Raw genomic sequence first — 19,547 nt, 5'->3', positions numbered from 1 at the left:
CATGCGCGAAGCCGTTATCGTCTCTACCGCCCGCACCCCCATCACCAAGGCGGGGCGCGGTGAATTCAACCTGATCGCCGGGCCCACCCTGGCCGGTCACGCGGTGCGCGCCGCCGTCGACCGCGCCGGCATCGACCCCGCGCTGATCGAAGACGCCTTCATCGGTTGCGGCTACCCCGAAGGCGCGACCGGCCGCAACATCGGCCGCCAGGCGGTGATCCGCGCGGGCCTGCCCGTCAGCGTGGGCGGCGCCACCGTCAACCGCTATTGCGCGTCCGGCCTGCAGGCCATCGCCTCAGCCGCTGGCCGCATCGTCATGGACGGCGCGCCTGCCGCCATCGCGGGCGGCGTGGAACTGGTGTCGCAGATCCGCACCCGCGACGACGGCGTCAGCGGCATGGATCCCTGGATCGTGGCCAACAAACCCGAGCTCTACCTGCCCATGATCGAGACCGCCGACATCGTGGCGGCCCGCTACGGCATCAGCCGCGAAGCCCAGGACCGCTTCGCCGCGCAAAGCCAGGCGCGCACCGAAGCCGCCCAGGCCGCCGGCCGCTACCGCGAAGAGATCATCGCGGTCACCACCACCATGTCCGTCACCGACCGCGCCACCGGCGCCGTCACCGAACGCGAAGTCACGGTGGACAAAGATACGTGCAACCGTCCCGGCACCACCTATGAGGCGCTGGCGGGGCTTGCCCCCGTGCGCGGCGAAGGCCAGTTCGTGACGGCCGGCAACGCGTCGCAGTTGTCGGATGGCGCGGCAGCCTGCGTGCTGATGGAAGCGGGCGAGGCACAGCGCGCCGGCATTCGCCCCCTGGGCGCCTTCCGCGGCCTGGCCATTGCCGGCTGCGAGCCCGACGAAATGGGCATCGGCCCCGTCTATGCGGTTCCCAAGCTGCTGGCGCGCCACGGCCTGAAGGTGCAGGACATCGATCTCTGGGAACTGAATGAAGCCTTTGCCTCGCAAGCGCTGTACTGCCAGGAAAAGCTGGGCATCCCGATGGACCGCCTGAACGTGGATGGCGGCTCGATCGCGTTGGGCCACCCGTTCGGCGTCACGGGCGCGCGGCTGGCCGGCCATGTGCTGATCGAAGGCCGCCGCCGCGGCGCCCGCTATGCCGTCGTCACGATGTGCATCGGCGGCGGCATGGGCGCGGCCGGCCTGTTTGAAATCTATTAAGGACCGACATGGACCTCGAATTCACCCCCGAAGAAAACGCGTTCCGCGACGAAGTGCGCGCGTTCCTGGCGGCCAAGCTGCCCCAGCGCCTGTCCGACAAGGTCGGCCAGGGCAAGCTGCTGGCGCGCGCCGACATGGTCGAATGGCACGCCATCCTGAATCAGCAAGGCTGGCTGGCCAGCCATTGGCCCGTGGAATACGGCGGCACCGGCTGGAGCGCCACGCAGAAATTCATCTTCGACAATGAATGCGCCTTGGCCGCCGCGCCCCGCATCGTGCCCTTCGGGCTGAGCATGCTGGGCCCCGTGCTGATCAAGTACGGCACCGAAGCGCAGCGCAACTACTGGCTGCCCCGCATCCTGGACGGCAGCGACTGGTGGTGCCAGGGCTATTCCGAACCCGGCGCGGGCTCGGACCTGGCTTCCGTCAAGACCACCGCCGTGCGCGACGGCGACAGCTATGTCGTCAACGGGCAAAAGACCTGGACCACGTTGGGCCAGTACGCCAACATGATCTTCTGCCTGGTGCGCACGTCGCAGGAAGGCCGCCGCCAGGAAGGCATCAGTTTCCTGCTGGTCGACATGAACAGCCCGGGCGTCGAAGTGCGCCCCATCATCACGCTGGACGGGGAACACGAAGTCAACGAGGTGTTCTTCTCGGACGTGCGCGTGCCGGCCGAAAACCTGGTGGGCGAAGAAAACCGCGGCTGGACCTGCGCCAAGTACCTGCTGACCTATGAACGCACCAACATCGCGGGCGTGGGCCAGTCGACAGCAGCGCTGGAACGCCTGAAAGCCGTGGCCGCCCGGCAAAAGAAGCATGGCCGCCCGTTGGCGGAAGACCCGGACTTCGCCGCCCGCCTGGCCCGCCTCGAGATCGAACTGGCCAATATGCGCACCACCAACCTGCGTGTCGTGGCGGCAGTTGCCGGCGGCGGCGCGCCCGGCGCCGAAAGCTCGATGCTGAAGATCCGCGGCACGCAGATCCGGCAGGAAATCACCGCGTTGAACCGGCGCGCCATGGGCCCCTATGCGCGCCCCTTCGTGCCCGAAGCGCTGCATGACGGCTATGACGCCCCGCCCATCGGGCCGGAAGGCGCCGACAGCGCCGCGGCGCAGTACTTCAACAACCGCAAGCTGTCGATCTTCGGCGGCTCCAATGAAATCCAGAAGAACATCATCTCGAAGATGATCCTGGGACTGTAAGGGCCGGCCATGAATTTTGAACACACTGAAGACCGGCGCATGCTCTCCGACATGCTGCGCCGCTTTGTCACCGAGCAGTACGACTTCGCCACGCGCGAACGCCACGCGCAATCGCCGCAAGGCTACAGCGTGGAATTCTGGCGCCGCTATGCCGAACTGGGCGCCATCGGCGCGCTGTTCACCGAGGCCGACGGCGGCCTGGGCGGCGCGGGATTCGATATCTCGGTGGTCTTTGAAGCGCTGGGCCGCGGGCTGGTCGTCGAACCGTTCCTGGACGCCCTGATGGTGGGCAGCGCCATCGCCGCGGCCGGCACGCCGGCCCAGCGTGAAGCGCTGGAGGGCCTGATCGCAGGCGCCATCACCGCCGCGCTGGCCCAAGCCGAGCCGGAATCGGGCTATGACCTGGCGCAAGTGCGCACCCGTGCCGAACGCTCGGGCGAGGGCTGGGTGCTCAACGGCGCCAAGGCGGTCGTGACGGCGGGCGAACATGCGGACCTGCTCCTGGTGTCGGCCCGCACGGCCGGCGCGGAAGATGACGAAGCGGGCATCAGCCTCTTCCTCGTCAGCGCCGGCACGCCCGGGCTGTCGGTACGCGGCTATGGCCTGATCGATGGCGGACGCGCCGCCGAAGTCAGCTTCGACAACGTCCAGCTTGGCCCCGACGCGCTGGTGGGCGAGGCCGGCGCGGGTTACGCGGTGCTGGAACGCGCCATCGGCCGCGGCATCCTGGCCCTGTGCTCGGAAGCCGTGGGCGCCATGGATTGCGCCCGCGACGCCACGCTGGAATACCTGCGCACGCGCCGCCAGTTCGGCACCCCCATCGGCAGCTTCCAGGCCCTGCAGCACCGCATGGCCGACGTGCTGCTGGAAATCGAACAGGCGCGCTCGGCCGTGATCAACGCCGCCGCCGCCGTCGACCACCCCGACCGCGCCACTCGCGAACGCGCGCTGTCCGCCGCCAAATACACCATCGGCCGCATCGGCACGCTGGTGGCCGAAGAAAGCATCCAGCTGCACGGCGGCATCGGCATGACGTGGGAACTGCCCCTGGCGCACTACGCCAAGCGCCTGGTGATGATCGACCACCAGCTGGGCGACGAAGACCACCACCTGCGCCGCTACATCGCGCTGGGGCAGGCTTGAACGGAGGACGCCAGGACATGACGCAGGCCTATACCGTCCCGCCCTTGTCGCGCCCGTTCGCGGCGCCTTTCCTGGTGCGCAGCGCCGCCGACGTGCAGCGCTTGCAATCGCGCCCGCTGGCCGAAACGCTGACGGTGCAGAGCACCTACGAGATCTTCCGCAATTCGGCTGCGGCTTTCGGCGACAAGACCGCGCTAACCTTCTTGCGCACCGCCAACCCGGACGACGAGGCCGTACGCTGGAGCTATCGGGAGCTGCTGGCCGGCATCCACCAGACCGCCAACCTGCTGCATGACCTTGGCGTGCGCGCGGGCGACGCCGTCGGCGTGATTCTGCCCGGCTGCCTGGAATACCACCTGGCGCTGTGGGGCAGCGAAGCCGCCGGCATCGTCCAGCCGCTGAATCCGCTGCTGAGCGAAGACAAGCTCGCCTCGCTGATGACGACGGCCCGCGCCAAGGTGGTGATCGCCTATGGCTCGGACGCCGAATGCGGCACCTGGTCCAAGGCCTTGCGGCTGCGTGAACGCGTGCCCACCTTGCAGACCCTGCTGCGCGTGGCCCCGCTGGACGAGCCCTTGTCGGCCCGCCCCGCCTTGCCCGACTATGCGCTGGATTTCAACGCCAACCGTTCGGCGCAACCGGCCGACCGCCTGCTTAGCGAACGCGTGATCCGCGCCGACGACGTCGCGGCATATTTCCATACGGGCGGCACCACGGGCGCGCCCAAGCTGGCCATCCACACTCACGCCAATCAGGTCTTCACCGCCTGGGCCGCCGTGCAGTTGCAGAACGCCGGGCCCAGCGACGTGGTCATCAACGGCTATCCGCTATTCCACGTGGCGGGCGTGCTGCCGGCGTCGCTGGCCGCCCTGTCTGCGGGCGTGGAAACCGTCATTCCCACCACCCTGCTGCTGCGCAACCGCGATGTGCTGCGCAACTACTGGCGGCTGGTGGAAAAGCACCGCGCAACCTCTTTGCAGGGCGTGCCCACCATCCTGGCCGCGCTGGCGGACGTACCGCTCGCCGGCGCCGATATCTCGTCGCTGCGCTATTGCCGCACGGGCGCCGCGCCGCTGCCCGCCGAGCTTGCCGCGCGCTTCAAGCGCCTGTTCGGGCTGCACGTGAACGAGAGCCTGGGCATGACCGAAATGGCGGGCATTTCGTCCATCACGCCGCCCGGCTCGGAATTTCCCGTGAACTGCGTGGGGTTCCCCCTGCCCTATGTACAGGTGCGCATCGTGGGGCTGGACGTCCCGTCGGGCCAGGCGGCGCGCGACCTGCCTGCAGGCACGGCCGGCATGGTGCTCTTCAAGGCGCCCAACGTGATCCCCGGCTTCCTCGACCCCGAAGACACTGCGCGCGCCTTTACCGAAGACGGCTGGCTGATCAGCGGCGACGTGGGGTTCATGGATGACGAGGGCCGGCTGCATCTGCAGGGCCGCGCCAAGGATCTGATCATCCGCGGCGGCCACAACATCGACCCGAAGACCATCGAAGACGCGCTGGCCACGCACCCGGCGGTGCACTTGTGCGCCGCGGTCGGCGCACCGGACGCCTACGCCGGCGAACTGCCCGTGGCCTTCGTGACGCTGGCCGACGGCGCCCAGGCCACCGAAGCCGAACTCGTCGCCTACGCCGCGGCCCACGTGGACGAAGGCCCGGCTCGGCCCAAACGCGTCATCGTCCTGGACGCCATGCCCATGACCAACGTGGGCAAGATCTACAAACCCGATTTGCGCCGCCTGGCCACCGCTGTAGCGGTGGAGTCCGTGGTGGCGCGCACCTTGCAGGCGGCCGGCCTGACGGAAGACGCCCAGATCTTCCGCGTGCTGGCCGACGCGCAACCGGAGGTCGCCGTGCAAGCGGCTCCCGGCACGCCCGCGCCGCTGAGGGAGCAGTTGCGCGAAGCCTTGGCGCGGCTGCCGGTGAAGGTCGCCCTGCGCGACTGAGCCGCTGCCGTTCCAAACCTCACAACAAGCCATAACAACACCACTGGAGACAAACCCCATGCTCAAGAAGCCTCTGCGCCGCGCCTGCCTGGGCGCCCTGCTGTTCGCCGCCGCCGGCGCCGCCCTGCCGCTGTCCGCCGGCGCGCAATCCACTTTCCCCACCAAGCCCATCACGCTGATCGTGCCCTTCCCGGCCGGCGGCTCCACCGACCGCCACCTGCGCATCGTGGCGCAGGACGCCTCCAAGTACCTGGGCCAGACCGTCATCGTCGAGAACCGCCCCGGCGCGGGCGGCACGCTGGGTACGGCCACGATGGCCCGCACCGCCAAGCCGGACGGCTACACGATCAGCCTGTACACGCTGGCGATGCTGCGCATGCCCTACATGCAAAAGAGCAGCTGGGATCCCATCAACGACTTCAGCTTCATCATCGGGCTGTCGGGCTACACCTTCGGCTTCACGGTCCGTTCGGATTCGCCGTACAAGACCTTCAACGAATACATCGAAGCCGCGCGCCAGAACCCCGGCAAGATCGATTACGGCTCCACCGGCATCGGTTCGTCGCCGCATCTGCTGATCGAGGAAATCGCCATCAACGCCAAGGTCAAGCTGAACCACGTGCCGTTCAAGGGCAACGCCGACATGCAGCAGGCGCTGCTGGGCGGCCACGTCATGGCGCAAAGCGACGCCACGGGCTGGGACCAGTTCGTGGACGCCGGCAAGATGCGGCTGCTGGTGACCTTCGGCGACAAGCGCACGACCCGCTGGCCCGACGTGCCCACCGCGCAAGAGCTGGGCTACAAGGTCGTGTCCACCTCGCCCTACGGCCTGGCCGGACCGAAGGGCATGGACCCCGCGGTCGTGAAAACCCTGCACGACGCGTTTAAGAAGGCCTTGTTCGATCCGGCCAGCGTGGACGTCATGAAGCAGTTGAACCAGGAACCGGCCTACCGCAACAGCCAGGATTACAAGGACTGGGCCCAGGCCACGTACGTCAAGGAAAAGGGCCTGATCGAATACCTGGGGCTGATGGCGAAGGACTGACGCACGCGGGGCTTACGTCCCCGCCGCTTCCTGAATGACCTGAAAGCAGCGTTCCCGCGTGATGCGCGTGGCCGGGCTGATGCTGCGGCCACGCAAGGTCACGAACGCGAAGTGCGCCTGGATATCGAAATCCGGCGGCGGCGGCAGGCGAACAAGCCGTTCCGATTCCGTCAGCGTGCGCGCCGAGGCCAGCACGCCCAGGAAAACCGCATCCGACCGCTCGACGATATCGAACAGGTAGGAAATGTCTTCGCATTCCATATGCAGCTCGAACCCCGCCGGCGCAGCGGCGCCCGCGAGCCGCCGCCGGATTTCCGGGCTTAAACCGGTCGACACGACGGGATAGCGCAACACGTCGGCCAAGGTTGCGCACCGCAAGTCCCGCAGTGGATGGTCCGGCCGGCAGACAAAGCCCGACGCCAGCGCCGGCATCGGCGCCAACTCCAGGTCTTCTTCGTTGTCCAGCGTACGGATGTGCACGATCAGCGCGTCCAGCACGCGCTCGCGCAGGCTGACCAGCAAGGATTCCGTGGGGCCGCGCGACAGCTTGACGCGCAGCTTCGGGTAGTGGTCCAGCAGGTGCTGCATCAACGGCACGCTGAGCAAGGCGCTGGGCGCCGCCCCCAACCCCAGCCGGATGGCGCCGGTTTCGCCTTGCGCCAGCATTTCCGCTTCGCGGCGGATTTCTTCGACCTCGGCCAACACGCGCCGCGCTCGCTGCCCGACCAGGCGGCCCAGCGGCGTGGGCTCATTGCGTTTGCCGATGCGGTCCACAAGCGCGCCCAGTTCTCCTTCCAGCAATTGGATGCTGCGGCTGAATGCCGGCTGCGACAAGTGCAGCGCTTCGGCCGCCCGCGTGAACGAGCCGGTCTCCAGAAGCGCCACCAGATGAGCAAGCTGCGAAAGGTTCATGGCCCCGACCCCGTTGATCGCATTAATCATGCATAAAACGCATTGTAATCAGCCAATCAATCGATTGGACAGATGAAACGGCCGCTTCTAGCATCCCATCCAGCACTCGGATCCATCACAAGGGGAATGCCATGAAAAAGAATCTGATGATCGCCGCCGTCTCGCTGCTGACCGGGTTGGGCGTCGGCGCCCACGCGCAGGCGCAGGACTATCCTGCCCGGCCCGTGTCCCTGCTGGTGCCCTACCCGGCGGGCGCGGCCAGCGACATCACTGCCCGCGCCGTGCAGGCGCCGATGTCGCAGTCGCTGGGCGTGCAGGTGGTCGTCGAAAACCTGGGCGGCGCCAACGGCGCGCTGGGCGCGAACCGCGTGCTGAATGCCAAGGCCGACGGCTATACCCTGTTTCAGGGCTCGCCCAACGAGCTCATCCTGGCCGGGCTGACCAACAAGTCCGTCACCTACAAGCCGGACGACTTCCAGTTCGTGGCGCCCGTGGCTACGTCGCCCTACGTCGTCGTGACACGCGCGGACCTGGGCGCGGCCAATGTGGATGAACTGGTCGCCCTGGCGCGCCAGCGCAGCGTGCCGTTGACCTACGGATCAGGCGGCGCAGGGTCGATGATCCACCTGATCACCGCTGCGCTGGCCGAGCGCACCGGTGTCGCGCTGACGCACATCCCGTACCGCGGCGGCGCGCCGCTGATCACCGACATGGCCGGTGGCCAGATCGATTTCGCCATCATGCCGTACCAGGCGAACTACGAAGACCTGCGCCGCGAAGGGCGGCTGAAGATCATCGGCACGCTGAACCGGGAACGCCTGGCCGCGCTGCCCGACGTGCCCAGCGTGCAGGAAAGCGCCACGCTGAAGGACTTCAACTACACCATCTGGACCGCCTATCTGGTGAAGAAAGGCACCCCGGCCGCGGCGGTCCAGAAGCTGCACACCGCGATCCAGGCCTCGCTGCGCGACCCCGCGGCCCGCAAGACGCTGGAGGCGCAGGGAAAGATCCTGTTCGCACCGCAGACGCTCGCCGAAGGCGACGCCTTCTACACGGAACAAATTGCCGGTCTGGCCGACTTGGTGCAGCGCAGCGGCTTCCGCGGCGATTAAACGCCCCGCCCGACCGGCCTGCGCCCCGGCATGCGCCGCCCTCCCTTTCTTCCGGCCCCTTCCATGACCAATACTCTCCAGCCCGTCCTGAATCATCTGGCCGCCCGCCAGCCGCAGATCGAAGCGTGGCTCAAAACGTTCCTGCGCATCCCCAGTGTCAGCGCCGACCCCGCCTACGCCGCGTCCATGGACGAGGCGCGCCGCTTCCTGTGCGAACGGCTGCGCGCCGAAGGACTGCAACAGGTGCAGTTGCTGGACGGCGGCGGCGAAGCCGCGGTGTATGCCGAATGGACCAGTGCGCCGGGGCGGCCAACCGTGCTGATCTATGGCCACTACGACGTCCAGCCCGCCGACCCCGTCGCGCTGTGGCGTACCCCGCCTTTCGAACCTACGCAGGTCGGCGACCGCCTGTATGCACGCGGCACGTCCGACGTCAAAGGGTCGACCACCATTGCGCTGGAAGTCGTGTTCGCCTTCCTGGCCACGCTGCGCGCCTGCCCGGTCAACATCAAGGTGTTCATCGAAGGCGAAGAGGAAACGGGCAGCCCGTCGTTGCGCCCGTTGATTGATCGCTACCGCGACCTGCTGGCCGCGGATGCCGTGCTGTCGGCCGACGGCGGCCGCGCCAGCGCCACGACACCCACCATCAACACCGGCGCGCGCGGCAGTGCCGCGTTGGAGGTCAAGCTGCGCACGGCGTCCAAAGACCTGCATTCAGGCCGCTACGGCGGCGGCGTCAGGAACGCCCTGCACGAAATGGCGGCGCTGTTGGCGTCGCTGCACGCGGACGACGGCAGCGTCGCCGTCGACGGTTTCCATGCGGGCGCCGAGCCCCCTACGCCGCGGCAGCGCCAGGACACGGCGGCCTTCCCCTACGACGAAGCCGCGTTCTTCACCGACGTGGCGGGCGCCTCGCACGGCGAACCGGGCTACAGCCCCCGTGAACGGATCACGCTGCGCCCGGCGCTGGACGTGAACGGCATGTGGGGCGGGTACACCGGCGCGGGCGTCAAAACCATCATCCCCTGCGAAGCCCAGGCCAAACTGACGGTCCGGATCGTGGAAGGCCAGGACCCCGCGCAAGTCATCCACGCGGTGCTGGCGCATCTGCAAGCCCGCTGCCCGGCGGGCTGCGAACTGGAGGTCGTGGCGCTGAACCCGGGGTCGCCCGCCGCCACGCTGCACCCGGAACATCCCCTGGTAACCGCGGCGCAAGCCGTGCTGCAGGTGCCCGGCGGGGCCAGGCCGATCCACGTCCGGCTGGGCGCCAGCGTCCCCATCACGTCCGTCTTCAAGGAAATGCTGGGCATCGACACCCTGATGTTCGGGTTCAATCTGCCCGACGAAGACGTGCACGCACCCAATGAATTCTTCCGCCTGTCGTCGATCAGCCAGGGGGTGAAGGCCTGGACGGCATTGCTGGACGCGCTGGGGCGCTTCGAGCCTGCAGCCTTCCACCCGCGCTGAAAGGAGGAAAGCCGGCCAGGATTGCATGGTATTTTTGTATTCAAAAAATGTCTGCCTTTCCTGTTCGGCTTTTTGATAGACTGGCTGCCCGATGGTTTTTCCCTTCCGGCAGCCCCAGCCGCGCCCCATGACCCAGGAAGTTCAGCTAGATCCCAGCGCCGACGACATCGCCCGCGAAGTGGCCGCCGCCATTGTGGCGCACAAGCTTCCGCCGGGCACCCGGCTGCGCGAAGAAGCGCTGGCGCGCGTCTACAAGGTCAGCCGCACCAAGATCCGCGCGGCGCTGCTGATGCTCAGCAAGGACAAGCTGATCAACATCGTGCCCGACAAGGGCGCCTTCGTCAGCAAGCCGGACGCGAACGAGGCGCGCGAGGTCTACGCCGTGCGCCGCATCCTGGAGGCCGCGCTGGCCAAGGAATTCGTCGCCAACGCCACGGCCGCCGACTTTCGCCGCATCGATGCCCACCTGGCCGAAGAGCGCCGCGCGCTCGAGAGCGGCGACGTCCAGAAACGCAATCACCTGCTGGGCCATTTCCATATCCTGCTGGCCGAAGCCGTGGGCAATTCGGTGCTGACGGGCATGCTGCGCGAACTGTCCGCGCGCAGCGCCGTGATCACCGTGCTCTATCAAAGCTCGCACGACGCCAGTTGCTCGTCGCAAGAGCACCACGCCTTCATCGAGGCCGCCCGCGCGGGCGACACCGAACGCGCCTGCGCGCTGATGGACGAACATCTGGAACACGTCCAGACAGCGCTGAACTTCACGGACGACGGCCGGTCAGGCGGCGATCTGGTCACCGCCCTGCTCAGCTAGCCGCCCGCCCCCAGCAGTTGGCCCATGCGCTGCTGCAGCCAGGTTTCGGTCGCACTCAACGACGCGCCTTGCAACCATAAGGTCCGCACGGACAGCATGGGCAAGGACAGGCCCGCGCACGGCACGCGCGCAAGCGTGGTGCGAAAGCTCTCGTATTCCGCGATGTTCAAGGGCAGGATCGCCCAGCCCAGGCCGTCCGCCACCATGCCGGCAATGCTGTAGAAGCTGTCGGTGCGCCACACGGTCGGGCTCAGCACCACCTCGTCCACCCCTTCCATCTGCATCACCAGTTGCCGGTAGCGCGCCAGATCGCTGCGCGTCACTTCGGCCAGACCCGCCAGCGGGTGGCCCGATGCCACGAAGACGGCCTGCTCCACATGGCCCAGATAGCGGTGCGCAAAGGCGCTGCCCGGATCGCCTCGGTCGAAGTGGAAAGCAATGCTGGCGCGGCCCTGATGCACGTAATCGGCCACTTCGGTCGCGGTGCCATTCAGTTGCGTCAATTCCAGCGCCGGAAAGCGCGCCGCAAGCTCCAGCACCAGCGCGCCCAGCACCTGATACGGCAACGCTTCGTCCAGCGCGATGGACAGCCGCGCGTCCTGCCCCGCGGCGAACGACAGGGCGCGCTGATCCAGGCCTCCCGCCTGGCGCAGCAGTTCGCGGGCCTCTTGCAGCATCACTTCACCCACGGGCGTCAGCGTGGCATTGCGCCGCGACCGGTCGAACAGTTCCACGCCCAGGTCCGCTTCCAGCAGCCCGACCGACGTACTGACGGCCGACTGCGCGCGGCCCAGCCCGCGTGCCGCGGCGGAAAACGAACCGGCGTCCGCGGCCGCCACGAATTGGCGTAGTTGATCCAAGGTCCATTGCATGGCGACTCCTATCCATCCATCAATTTAATAGATGGAATCAAACTTTTTCAGGCAAATATACAGATAGATAATACCGGACCTGACGCTGGCGCCGCACCGTAGCAGCCGCCGGTTTTCAGTTGCCTCACAGGAGTAGAACTATGCAGCGGACTCATTCGAACGCTGTCGCCACGGCCGATCCGCGCCGTTGGCTGGTGCTGGCCATCGTGTCCATCGCCTTGTTGTTGATCGTGGTGGACATGACGGTGCTGTACACCGCCTTGCCCCGGCTCACGCACGACCTGGGCGTCTCGGCCTCGGCAAAATTGTGGATCGTGAACGTCTACGCGCTGGTCGTGTCCGGCCTGCTGCTGGGCATGGGCACGCTGGGCGACCGGCTCGGCCACAAGCGCCTGTTCATGATGGGCCTGGCCGTGTTCGGCGTGGCCTCGTTCGCCGCCGCCTATTCGCCCGGCGCCCCCGCCCTGATCGCCGCCCGCGTGCTGCTGGCGGTGGGTGCCGCCATGATGATGCCGGCCACGCTGTCCATCATCCGCCTCACCTTCACCGACGAACGCGAACGCGCCGTCGCCATCGGCATCTGGGCGTCAGTCGCCTCCGGTGGTGCTGCGTTGGGCCCCGTCGTGGGCGGCGTGCTGCTGGAGCACTTCTGGTGGGGCTCGGTGTTCCTGATCAACGTGCCGATCGTGCTGCTGGCGCTACCGCTGGCCTGGCGCTGCATTCCCGCCAGCCGGCCCAGCGCCGCGCGCCCCTGGGACCTGGCCGGTTCGCTGCAGGTCATGGCCGGGCTGATCCTTTGTGCTTATGCGTTGAAGGAACTGGGCAAGGCCGCGACGTCGTGGCTGCATGCGGGCCTGGCCTGCGTGGCAGGCGTTGCGATGCTGACGGTGTTCGTTCGCCGCCAGCGCCGTCGTCCGTACCCGTTGATCGACTTCGCCATCTTCCGCAACGCCACCTTCAGTTCGGGTGTTGCCGCCGCCCTGTTCGCGGGCGCCGCCTTGTTCGGTATGGAGCTCGTGTTCAGCCAGCGCCTGCAGTTGGTGGTGGGCATGTCGCCCATCCAGGCCGCGCTCTACATCCTGCCGCTGCCGCTGGCCGCCTTCGTGGCGGGTCCGCTGGCGGGATGGCTGTTGGCCTACGTCCGCGGACCCCGCCTGATGTTCCTGGCGCTGACCGTCTCGGGCTTGGGCATGGGCGGCTACCTGCTGAGCTATGACGGGTCGTTCATGGCCCAGATGTCCAGCCTGACCGTGCTGGGCGTGGGCATCGGCGCCACCATGACGGCGGCCTCCAGCTCCATCATGCAAAGCGCCACGCCGGAACGCGCCGGCATGGCGGCCTCGATCGAAGAGGTGTCGTACGAATTGGGCGGCGCCTTGGGCGTGACGTTGATGGGATCGATCCTGACTGGCGTCTACGCGCAGACGCTGGACGTGCCGGCGGGCGTGACGCAGGCGGCGTCCGTACGCGACAGCCTGGACGACGCACTGCTGGTGGCCGAAGGCCTGCCGGCAGACGTTGCGGCCGCCTTGACGCAGGTGGCCAAGTCGGCCTTCGACACCGGCTACGCAGTGGTGATCGCGACCGCGACCGTAATGCTGTTGGCCACCGCCGTCTTCGTGCTGCTGAACCGCACGCGCAGGCCGGCGCACGCCGCCTGAGCGCATCCCGCGGCAACACGGCGCGCTTCGGCGCGCCGTGTTGCCTTTCCGATGATCGGCTTTGCTATGTCTTTGCGGGCGCGATCAGGCTCAGCACGTAGCTCAGGAACGCGTCTTCGTCGGGCAACTGCCCGCCCCCCACCGCAATCGCATCCTCGACTTCGATGCGGCTGTGCAGCCAGTACTGGATCAACGCGCCGGTGGTGATCATGGCCTGGCCGGGCGGAATGTCGTTGCGCACGAAACCCGCTTTCTGCGCGGCGGCGAATACCGGCACGAACAGTTGGTTCAACCTTTCTGACCGCGTCCGGCGCTCGGCCTCCTGTGCGCCCATCACGCGCCACAGCTGAAAGCGCAGCGCGGCGGGATGCGATTTCCAGTAAGTGAGGTAGCCGCCCACCATGTCCGGCACGGTGCGAGCGGACACCGGCAACCGGGTGGCCGGTTCGATCGCGGCCATGAAATCCTCGGTAATGCACTCACCCACCTTCGACCACAGGGTTTCCTTGTCCTTGAAGTGGTGGTGGATCAGGCCTGGGGACACCCCAGCCTCCTGCGCGATCAAGCGCATCGTCGACCCATCGAAGCCCGACCGCGCAAAGAGCGTCAACGCAGATTCCAGAATGACGTCGCGCGCATCCGGCGTCGTGTATTGCGGGCGCAGCTCTGCCATGCCTTGTTCTCCTGTCTGATCTGACTGCCATTTTACGGTGACGGAACGAATCGATCAATTGACTGACCAACTGTTTAGTCAATAGAATTGCGAAAAATTCTCATTAACGATTCTGGAGTCACCCGTGTTGAAGTCGCAGGCCACGCCCCGCCATGCCCTTTCCCCCCTATGCCTGGCGCTTGCGCTGGCCAGTTCGCCCGGCTGGGCCCAGGCGCCCGACGGGTCCGCCAGGCCGTCAACGCCCGACTCCGCCACAGCCGTCGAGCTAGCGCCCGTCACAGTCACCGCCCGCCGCCGCGAGGAAAGCGCGCAAAGCGTGCCGATCAGCATGACCGTGCTGAGCGAATCACAATTGCGCGTCGACGCCGCCCCCACCGCCGGCAACGCCGGCCTGGCCCGGTCCTCGCCCAACCTGTCTTTCGTCGACACGGGTGGCCAGAATTCAAATGTCTTCAACATCCGCGGCGTGGGCTCGTTCGCGCCCTTGTCCCCTGACGACACCTCCGTCGTAATGTACGCCAACGACGTGCCGCGCTCGGTCTATGGCGCCCCGCCCACCCTGCTGGACATCGATCGCGTGGAAGTGCTGCGTGGCCCGCAAGGCACGCTGTTCGGCCGCAACACGCAAGGCGGCGCCATCAACATCATCCCCAATCTGCCGCGCTTTGAACGCGAATATTCAATACGGGGCGAAATCGGCAGCCACGGCCACCGGCTGGGGGAACTGGTAGGCAACGAGGCGCTGTCCGACACCGTCGCCGCTCGACTGGCCTTGCGCTACACCACGGTCGACGGCACGGTGTCCAATCTGGCTTCGGGTGGCAAGGACGGCTGGGCGGACGTGGGCGCCGCGCGCGGCACGGTGCTGTGGACGCCGGGCGCCAATACGGTCGTGACGTTCACGGGCACCTACGACCAGCAAAAAAGTGCGGCCCCGCGCTTCATCTGGGCCCAGAACCCGCACTTCCCGCAGACGGCGGTCGACCCGGAAAATCGGATCGATTGGCGCGATGCCGGCGGCAGCGTCAAGGTAGAACACGAGTTCGAAGATTTCACGCTGACCTCCTTGACCAGCTATCTGGATTCACGTTCCACCCAGGCGTTCGACCTGACCGACGGATTGATCTATTCCGCAATGACGGGCCGCCCCGCCTCGGTCTTCAACACGCCTTACGCGGACTTCGCCGACATCCATTTCCGCGAGCAGACGTGGCAGCAGGAATTCCGCTTGAGTTCGCCCGAAACCAGCGCGCTGGGCTGGACGGTAGGCGCCAACTATTTCCACTCCAGCTTCGCCAACGACACCCAAGCCAACGCATCGCCCGCCGCCTTCAACTTCCAGACGCAGAACGGCACGCACGCCAACCGCATCAAGACCGACAGTGCGTCCCTGTTCGGCGAGGCCAGCGTCCCGGTCACCGAGCGCTTGAAGGGTCTGCTGGGCTTGCGCTACACGCACGAAAGCAAAGACGCGCGTTACCAGTTCACCGGCAACGGTAACCCTGCCGTCGTCGACAGCTACCGCCAGCACAGCACGCTATCCGACAACTTCCTGACCGGGCGCACCGGCCTGTCCTACGACTGGACGGACACGCTGATGACCTACGCCACCGTGTCGCGCGGCTACGTGTCGGGCGGATTTGCCGGCGTCTCGGTCAATACGCCCACTGGCAAACCGGAAACGCCTTTTGCGGCCTCTACCAGTTGGACGTATGAAGTAGGCGTGAAATCCCAGTGGCTGGACCGTCGCCTGGACGTGAACGCGTCCGTGTTCATGAACGACGTCAAGAACGGCCACCTGATCGTCTTCAATCCGTCCGCGCTGCTGTTCACGCCGGCGTCGCTGGACTACCGCAGCAAAGGCGCGGAAATCGAGTTCGCCGCGCGCGTGCATCCGAACGTCACGCTGATCGGCGGCGTGGGTTATACCCATGCGGAACTGGCGTCGGTGCCGGCAGGCAGCGCCACGGGCGCGCAATCGGGCAACCGCGTGCCGAACGTGCCAAAGCTGACGGCCAACCTCGGAGTGCAGGCTGAAGCGCCCGCACAAGGACTGGGCCTGCCGGGAAAACTGAATGGTCAGATCGTCTGGCAGCACGTGGGAGCACGCGCCGCCGACGTCAAAGAGAGCTTTACGCTGCCCGCCTACGAGGTCGTCAACCTGCGCGCGGGCTGGTCCAACGGGCCGCTGGAAATCTACGGCTTCGTCTACAACCTGTTCGACAAGCAGTACCTGATCGCCGGCCAAAGCTGGGGGCCGACGGTCAGTTCCGTGCGCCTTGGCCAGGAACGGCTGGCCGGCGTCGGCATGAGCTGGAAGTTCTGACATGACGACGCGCACGACTTCCGCGCGCCCGCCTTCGCCTTGGCTGCCGCTGGCCGCGGTAGCGGCCCTGTATGTCTCGCTGGGCGCGGTGATCGGCTTCGTACAGGGAGGCATCGGTCCGATCCTGCGCAGCAAAGGCGTGGCGCTGGCCTCGATGGGCTGGGTGTTTGCGCTGTACCTGCCCTTTGGCCTGACGTTCCTGTGGGCGCCCTGGATCGACCGCCGGGCACTGCCCTGGCTGGGCCGGCGCACCGGCTGGATCATCACGGCGCAGGCCGTCGGCGTGGCGGCGGTGGTCGGCATCGCATTTGGCGCCGCCCTGCCCGTGCCCGCCTTGTACGCGTTGGCCCTGGCTGCCACCCTGTCCGTGTCCACCATGGATGTGGCGCTGGACGCCTGGACGGTCGAACACATCCCGGCCGCTTACCGCTCGGCCGCCTCAGGCGCCAAGGTCGGCGGGATGTCGCTGGGCGCGGTGTTCGGCGGCGGCTTGCTGGTGGGCGTCTTCCCCAGCGTGGGGTGGACCGGCGTCTTCCTGCTGCTGGCCGCGGTGATGGCGCTGGCGACGGTTCCCGTATGGATGCTGCAGGAGTCCGGTCCAGGCCCGCACCGCGGCGCCCCAGCGCAAGCCAGCCTGGCCGCGGCCTTGCGCCAACCCGTGATGCGAAGCCGGCTATTGCGCGTCAGCCTGGTCACCTGCGCGCTGATGGCGCTGTTCAACATGAACCGGCTGATGCTGGTGGACCTGGGCGTGCCGCTGGCGCGCATCGGCTGGGTGATGGGCATCGCGGCGCCGCTGGCCAACCTGGCGGCCGCCATCGCCACACCGTGGCTGCTGACGCGCGCCGCGCCGCGGCCGGTCTTGTGGGCGTTCGTCGGAGCGGCGGTGGCCAGTACGACCGCCATCATGGCGGCCGTGCATGGCGGCCACGCCGGGCTGGCGATTGCCGCGTCGGTGACGGCAGGCGCTTGCGTGGCCGGCATCTACATCGTGCTGGGCGGCCTCATCCTGGGCTGGGCGTCGGGCGGCCAAGCCGCCACGGACTACTCCCTGCTGTATGGCGTGGGCCGATTCATCGGCACGCTGGCGCTGCTGGGCATGCCGGCCCTGATCGCGCGCGCGGGCTGGCTGCCGTTCTACGCCGCAGCGGGTATCGCGGCAGCGCTGTCCACCGCCTGGCTGCTGTCCGCCCTGCCCGGGCACCGCCCTGCGCCCCGGGCTTAGGCGGACAGACCCGGTCAGCGCTTGCGGAAGGCGTTGTCCATGTCGGCGATCAGGTCTTCTTCGTGCTCAAGCCCGATGGACACGCGGATCAGCCCTTCCGACACGCCCGCCGCATCGCGTTCGGCCGCTGGCACGCCAGAATGCGTGGTGGATGCGGGATGGCAGACCAGCGATTCGGTGCCGCCCAGGCTGACTGCCGACTTGAACAGATGCAGCGCGTTGATGAAGCGGAACGCGCGCTCGCGCCCGCCGTCCAGCACGAAGGCAAACGTCGACCCCGGCCCGGTGCACTGGCGCTTGTAGACCTCTTGATACGCGCGGTCGGAGATCATCTCGGGATGGAATATCTGCACTTTTTCATACGGGTTGCCCGCCAGCCATTGGGCCACCTTGGTCGCCGTGCGTGCCGCCTGCTTCATGCGCAGCACCACGGTCTCCATCGAGCGTGTGATCATCCAGCAGGAATGCGGATCCAGCTGCGAGCCAAACGCGCTGCGGATCGCCCGCACCTTCTTGATCAACTCCTTCGTGCCCGTGACGGCGCCCGCCACCAGGTCGCTGTGGCCGCCCACGTATTTCGTCAGCGAATACACGCACAAGTCCACGCCATGTTCGGCGGGCTTCTGGAAGATGGGCCCCAGCAGCGTGTTGTCGCATACCGAGATCGGCCGGTAGCCGTGGCGCGTCTCAAACGCGTCCAACTCGTTCTTCATGGCCTCAAAATCGATCAGCGAGTTGGTGGGATTGGCGGGCGTTTCGATATAGAACACGCGTACCGGTCCCTTGGCCGCGGCGGCCTCGAGCGCGGCCCGCATGTGCTTGGGCGACAAGCCGTCCTGGATCGGATGCGATCCGATGCCCCATTCCGGGAAGATCTTGGCGATCAGGGTCTCGGTACCGCCATACAGCGGCAGTGACTGCACCAACTGGTCGCCAGGCCGCAGAAAAGCCATCAGCACCGCGCTGATCGCGGCCATGCCGCTGGAGGTCACGGCGGCATCTTCCGAACCGTCCAGCAACGACAGCCGGTCTTCCACGATCTCCAGGTTGGGATGGTTGAAGCGGCTGTACACGAGGCCGGCCGATTCGCCCTGCGGCAGGGGTTTGCGCCCTGACACCAGGTCGAAAAAGGCCGCGCCGTCTTCGGCCGAGCGGAACGCGAACGTCGACGTCAGGAACACCGGCGGCTTGACCGCCCCTTCCGACAGGAAGGGGTCGTAGCCGTACGACATCATCTGCGTCTCGGCATGCAGGGGACGGCCAAAAAACTCTTTCTTGTGATAGGTCGAATACGTCATGGTGTGCCTCTTCTCTGGGGTTCCAGCCGACCGGGCAGGCGCGTCTCGCATTCGATGACAATAGCGCCGGCCGCATCGGGATGTCTTGCAGTATGGGCGCAGGCCATCCCAATATTCTTTCCATTTCGGTCACAAGACCGCGATAATAGGAAACGTTGTTTCCCATCAGAACGGATTTATGAAAGACACTGCCTTGTTACATCAACTTGACGCGATCGATTGGAAAATCATGAAAATCCTTCAAGAAGATGGACGCCTGAGCAATGCCGAGCTGGCCGAGCGCGTATCGCTGTCGGCCTCGCCTTGCTGGAAACGGCTGAAGCGGCTGGAGACCTCGGGCGTCATCCGCGGCTATCAGGCCATTCTTGACCGCCGCGCGCTGGGGATGGGGGTGGTGGCGTTCGTCAGCATCTCGCTGGAGAACCACACTGAAAAACTGTGCCACGCCTTCGAGGCCGCCGTGGCCGCCATGCCCGAAGTGCTGGCCTGCCACAACACCACCGGCCAACACGACTACCTGCTGCATATCGTCGCGCGCGACTTCGACGCCTATTCCGAATTCGTGCGCAACCGCCTGCGCACCTTGCCCGGCGTGAAGGAATTGCTAAGCACCCTGTCGATGCATGAAGTGAAGTCGTCGACCAAACTGCACCTGTAGGCGG

16 protein-coding genes are annotated in these 19,547 nt (G+C 66.8%); 12 read left to right on the top strand and 4 right to left on the bottom strand.

All coding sequences use genetic code 11. From position 1 onward, the window contains the following. Window position 1: 1 nt before the first annotated feature. Genes AC3WMU_RS04035 through AC3WMU_RS04015 form a run of 5 tightly spaced genes read left to right on the top strand, consistent with a single transcriptional unit; the run spans window position 2 to window position 6,525 of the window. Window positions 2-1,183, top strand: coding sequence for an acetyl-CoA C-acyltransferase (locus tag AC3WMU_RS04035; protein ID WP_006224311.1), 1,182 nt, complete (start codon window positions 2-4; stop codon window positions 1,181-1,183). 8 nt (window positions 1,184-1,191) lie between these two features. Further along, complete coding sequence (locus AC3WMU_RS04030) at window positions 1,192-2,388, top strand: acyl-CoA dehydrogenase family protein (RefSeq protein WP_492281873.1); 1,197 nt, start codon at window positions 1,192-1,194, stop codon at window positions 2,386-2,388. Between the two features lie 9 nt (window positions 2,389-2,397). Beyond that, on the top strand, window positions 2,398-3,531 hold the full coding sequence (locus tag AC3WMU_RS04025; RefSeq protein ID WP_492281872.1) for an acyl-CoA dehydrogenase family protein: 1,134 nt from the start codon (window positions 2,398-2,400) through the stop codon (window positions 3,529-3,531). A 17-nt stretch (window positions 3,532-3,548) separates the two neighbouring features. Further along, on the top strand, window positions 3,549-5,480 hold the full coding sequence (locus tag AC3WMU_RS04020; protein ID WP_492281871.1) for an acyl-CoA synthetase: 1,932 nt from the start codon (window positions 3,549-3,551) through the stop codon (window positions 5,478-5,480). A 58-nt stretch (window positions 5,481-5,538) separates the two neighbouring features. Continuing rightward, the gene (locus AC3WMU_RS04015) at window positions 5,539-6,525 is read left to right on the top strand and encodes a tripartite tricarboxylate transporter substrate binding protein (RefSeq protein ID WP_006224307.1); all 987 of its coding nucleotides are present in this window, start codon (window positions 5,539-5,541) and stop codon (window positions 6,523-6,525) included. A 12-nt stretch (window positions 6,526-6,537) separates the two neighbouring features. Here AC3WMU_RS04015 and AC3WMU_RS04010 read toward each other — a convergent pair whose 3' ends face one another. Continuing rightward, the gene (locus AC3WMU_RS04010; RefSeq protein WP_006224306.1) at window positions 6,538-7,437 is read right to left on the bottom strand and encodes a LysR family transcriptional regulator; all 900 of its coding nucleotides are present in this window, start codon (window positions 7,435-7,437) and stop codon (window positions 6,538-6,540) included. 131 nt (window positions 7,438-7,568) lie between these two features. On the opposite strand from AC3WMU_RS04010, the gene AC3WMU_RS04005 reads away from it, so the two are divergent. From AC3WMU_RS04005 to AC3WMU_RS03995, 3 genes are all read left to right on the top strand, one after another. Then, complete coding sequence (locus tag AC3WMU_RS04005; RefSeq protein ID WP_315131460.1) at window positions 7,569-8,549, top strand: Bug family tripartite tricarboxylate transporter substrate binding protein; 981 nt, start codon at window positions 7,569-7,571, stop codon at window positions 8,547-8,549. Between the two features lie 63 nt (window positions 8,550-8,612). Beyond that, window positions 8,613-10,016, top strand: a complete 1,404-nt coding sequence (locus AC3WMU_RS04000) for a dipeptidase (RefSeq protein WP_492281870.1) — start codon at window positions 8,613-8,615, stop codon at window positions 10,014-10,016. A gap of 127 nt (window positions 10,017-10,143) precedes the next feature. Next, window positions 10,144-10,830: a GntR family transcriptional regulator gene (locus AC3WMU_RS03995; RefSeq protein WP_006224303.1), complete on the top strand. Its 687-nt coding sequence runs from the start codon at window positions 10,144-10,146 to the stop codon at window positions 10,828-10,830. Here the strand turns inward: AC3WMU_RS03995 and AC3WMU_RS03990 are convergent. Next, complete coding sequence (locus AC3WMU_RS03990) at window positions 10,827-11,702, bottom strand: LysR family transcriptional regulator (protein WP_006224302.1); 876 nt, start codon at window positions 11,700-11,702, stop codon at window positions 10,827-10,829. The two genes, AC3WMU_RS03995 and AC3WMU_RS03990, sit on opposite strands and share 4 nt — an antisense overlap. 140 nt (window positions 11,703-11,842) lie before the next feature. On the opposite strand from AC3WMU_RS03990, the gene AC3WMU_RS03985 reads away from it, so the two are divergent. Beyond that, complete coding sequence (locus tag AC3WMU_RS03985) at window positions 11,843-13,363, top strand: MFS transporter (RefSeq protein WP_006224301.1); 1,521 nt, start codon at window positions 11,843-11,845, stop codon at window positions 13,361-13,363. A 64-nt stretch (window positions 13,364-13,427) separates the two neighbouring features. Here the strand turns inward: AC3WMU_RS03985 and AC3WMU_RS03980 are convergent, their stop codons facing one another. Continuing rightward, window positions 13,428-14,036, bottom strand: coding sequence for a TetR/AcrR family transcriptional regulator (locus tag AC3WMU_RS03980; protein ID WP_006224300.1), 609 nt, complete (start codon window positions 14,034-14,036; stop codon window positions 13,428-13,430). A 127-nt stretch (window positions 14,037-14,163) separates the two neighbouring features. Here AC3WMU_RS03980 and AC3WMU_RS03975 point away from each other — a divergent pair, with 127 nt between their 5' ends. Next, window positions 14,164-16,362: a TonB-dependent receptor gene (locus AC3WMU_RS03975; protein WP_424624723.1), complete on the top strand. Its 2,199-nt coding sequence runs from the start codon at window positions 14,164-14,166 to the stop codon at window positions 16,360-16,362. Window position 16,363: 1 nt separating this feature from the next. Beyond that, window positions 16,364-17,587 carry an MFS transporter gene (locus AC3WMU_RS03970; protein ID WP_492281869.1) on the top strand — a complete coding sequence of 408 codons (1,224 nt, stop codon included), beginning with the start codon at window positions 16,364-16,366 and terminating at the stop codon, window positions 17,585-17,587. A gap of 14 nt (window positions 17,588-17,601) precedes the next feature. Here AC3WMU_RS03970 and AC3WMU_RS03965 read toward each other — a convergent pair whose 3' ends face one another. After that, entirely contained in the window at window positions 17,602-18,885 is a 1,284-nt protein-coding gene (locus AC3WMU_RS03965) for a cystathionine gamma-synthase family protein (protein ID WP_424624677.1), read from the bottom strand. 178 nt (window positions 18,886-19,063) lie between these two features. Between AC3WMU_RS03965 and AC3WMU_RS03960 the strand changes: the two genes are divergently transcribed. Then, entirely contained in the window at window positions 19,064-19,543 is a 480-nt protein-coding gene (locus tag AC3WMU_RS03960) for an Lrp/AsnC family transcriptional regulator (protein WP_315131448.1), read from the top strand. The last annotated feature ends 4 nt before the right edge of the window (window positions 19,544-19,547 follow it).

It is taken from the genome of Achromobacter sp. FW305-C-13, from assembly GCF_058783475.1.
This window is presented reverse-complemented; position numbering and strand designations above follow the sequence as displayed.

Coding starts and splice junctions, on each gene's coding strand:
- AC3WMU_RS03970 (WP_492281869.1), top strand. CDS start 16,364: ATGACGACGCGCACGACTTCCGCGCGCCCGCCTTCGCCTTGGCTGCCG.
- AC3WMU_RS03960 (WP_315131448.1), top strand. CDS start 19,064: ATGAAAGACACTGCCTTGTTACATCAACTTGACGCGATCGATTGGAAA.
- AC3WMU_RS04005 (WP_315131460.1), top strand. CDS start 7,569: ATGAAAAAGAATCTGATGATCGCCGCCGTCTCGCTGCTGACCGGGTTG.
- AC3WMU_RS04025 (WP_492281872.1), top strand. CDS start 2,398: ATGAATTTTGAACACACTGAAGACCGGCGCATGCTCTCCGACATGCTG.
- AC3WMU_RS03985 (WP_006224301.1), top strand. CDS start 11,843: ATGCAGCGGACTCATTCGAACGCTGTCGCCACGGCCGATCCGCGCCGT.
- AC3WMU_RS04035 (WP_006224311.1), top strand. CDS start 2: ATGCGCGAAGCCGTTATCGTCTCTACCGCCCGCACCCCCATCACCAAG.
- AC3WMU_RS03990 (WP_006224302.1), bottom strand. CDS start 11,702: ATGCAATGGACCTTGGATCAACTACGCCAATTCGTGGCGGCCGCGGAC.
- AC3WMU_RS04010 (WP_006224306.1), bottom strand. CDS start 7,437: ATGAACCTTTCGCAGCTTGCTCATCTGGTGGCGCTTCTGGAGACCGGC.
- AC3WMU_RS04030 (WP_492281873.1), top strand. CDS start 1,192: ATGGACCTCGAATTCACCCCCGAAGAAAACGCGTTCCGCGACGAAGTG.
- AC3WMU_RS03995 (WP_006224303.1), top strand. CDS start 10,144: ATGACCCAGGAAGTTCAGCTAGATCCCAGCGCCGACGACATCGCCCGC.
- AC3WMU_RS03965 (WP_424624677.1), bottom strand. CDS start 18,885: ATGACGTATTCGACCTATCACAAGAAAGAGTTTTTTGGCCGTCCCCTG.
- AC3WMU_RS04020 (WP_492281871.1), top strand. CDS start 3,549: ATGACGCAGGCCTATACCGTCCCGCCCTTGTCGCGCCCGTTCGCGGCG.
- AC3WMU_RS04000 (WP_492281870.1), top strand. CDS start 8,613: ATGACCAATACTCTCCAGCCCGTCCTGAATCATCTGGCCGCCCGCCAG.
- AC3WMU_RS04015 (WP_006224307.1), top strand. CDS start 5,539: ATGCTCAAGAAGCCTCTGCGCCGCGCCTGCCTGGGCGCCCTGCTGTTC.
- AC3WMU_RS03980 (WP_006224300.1), bottom strand. CDS start 14,036: ATGGCAGAGCTGCGCCCGCAATACACGACGCCGGATGCGCGCGACGTC.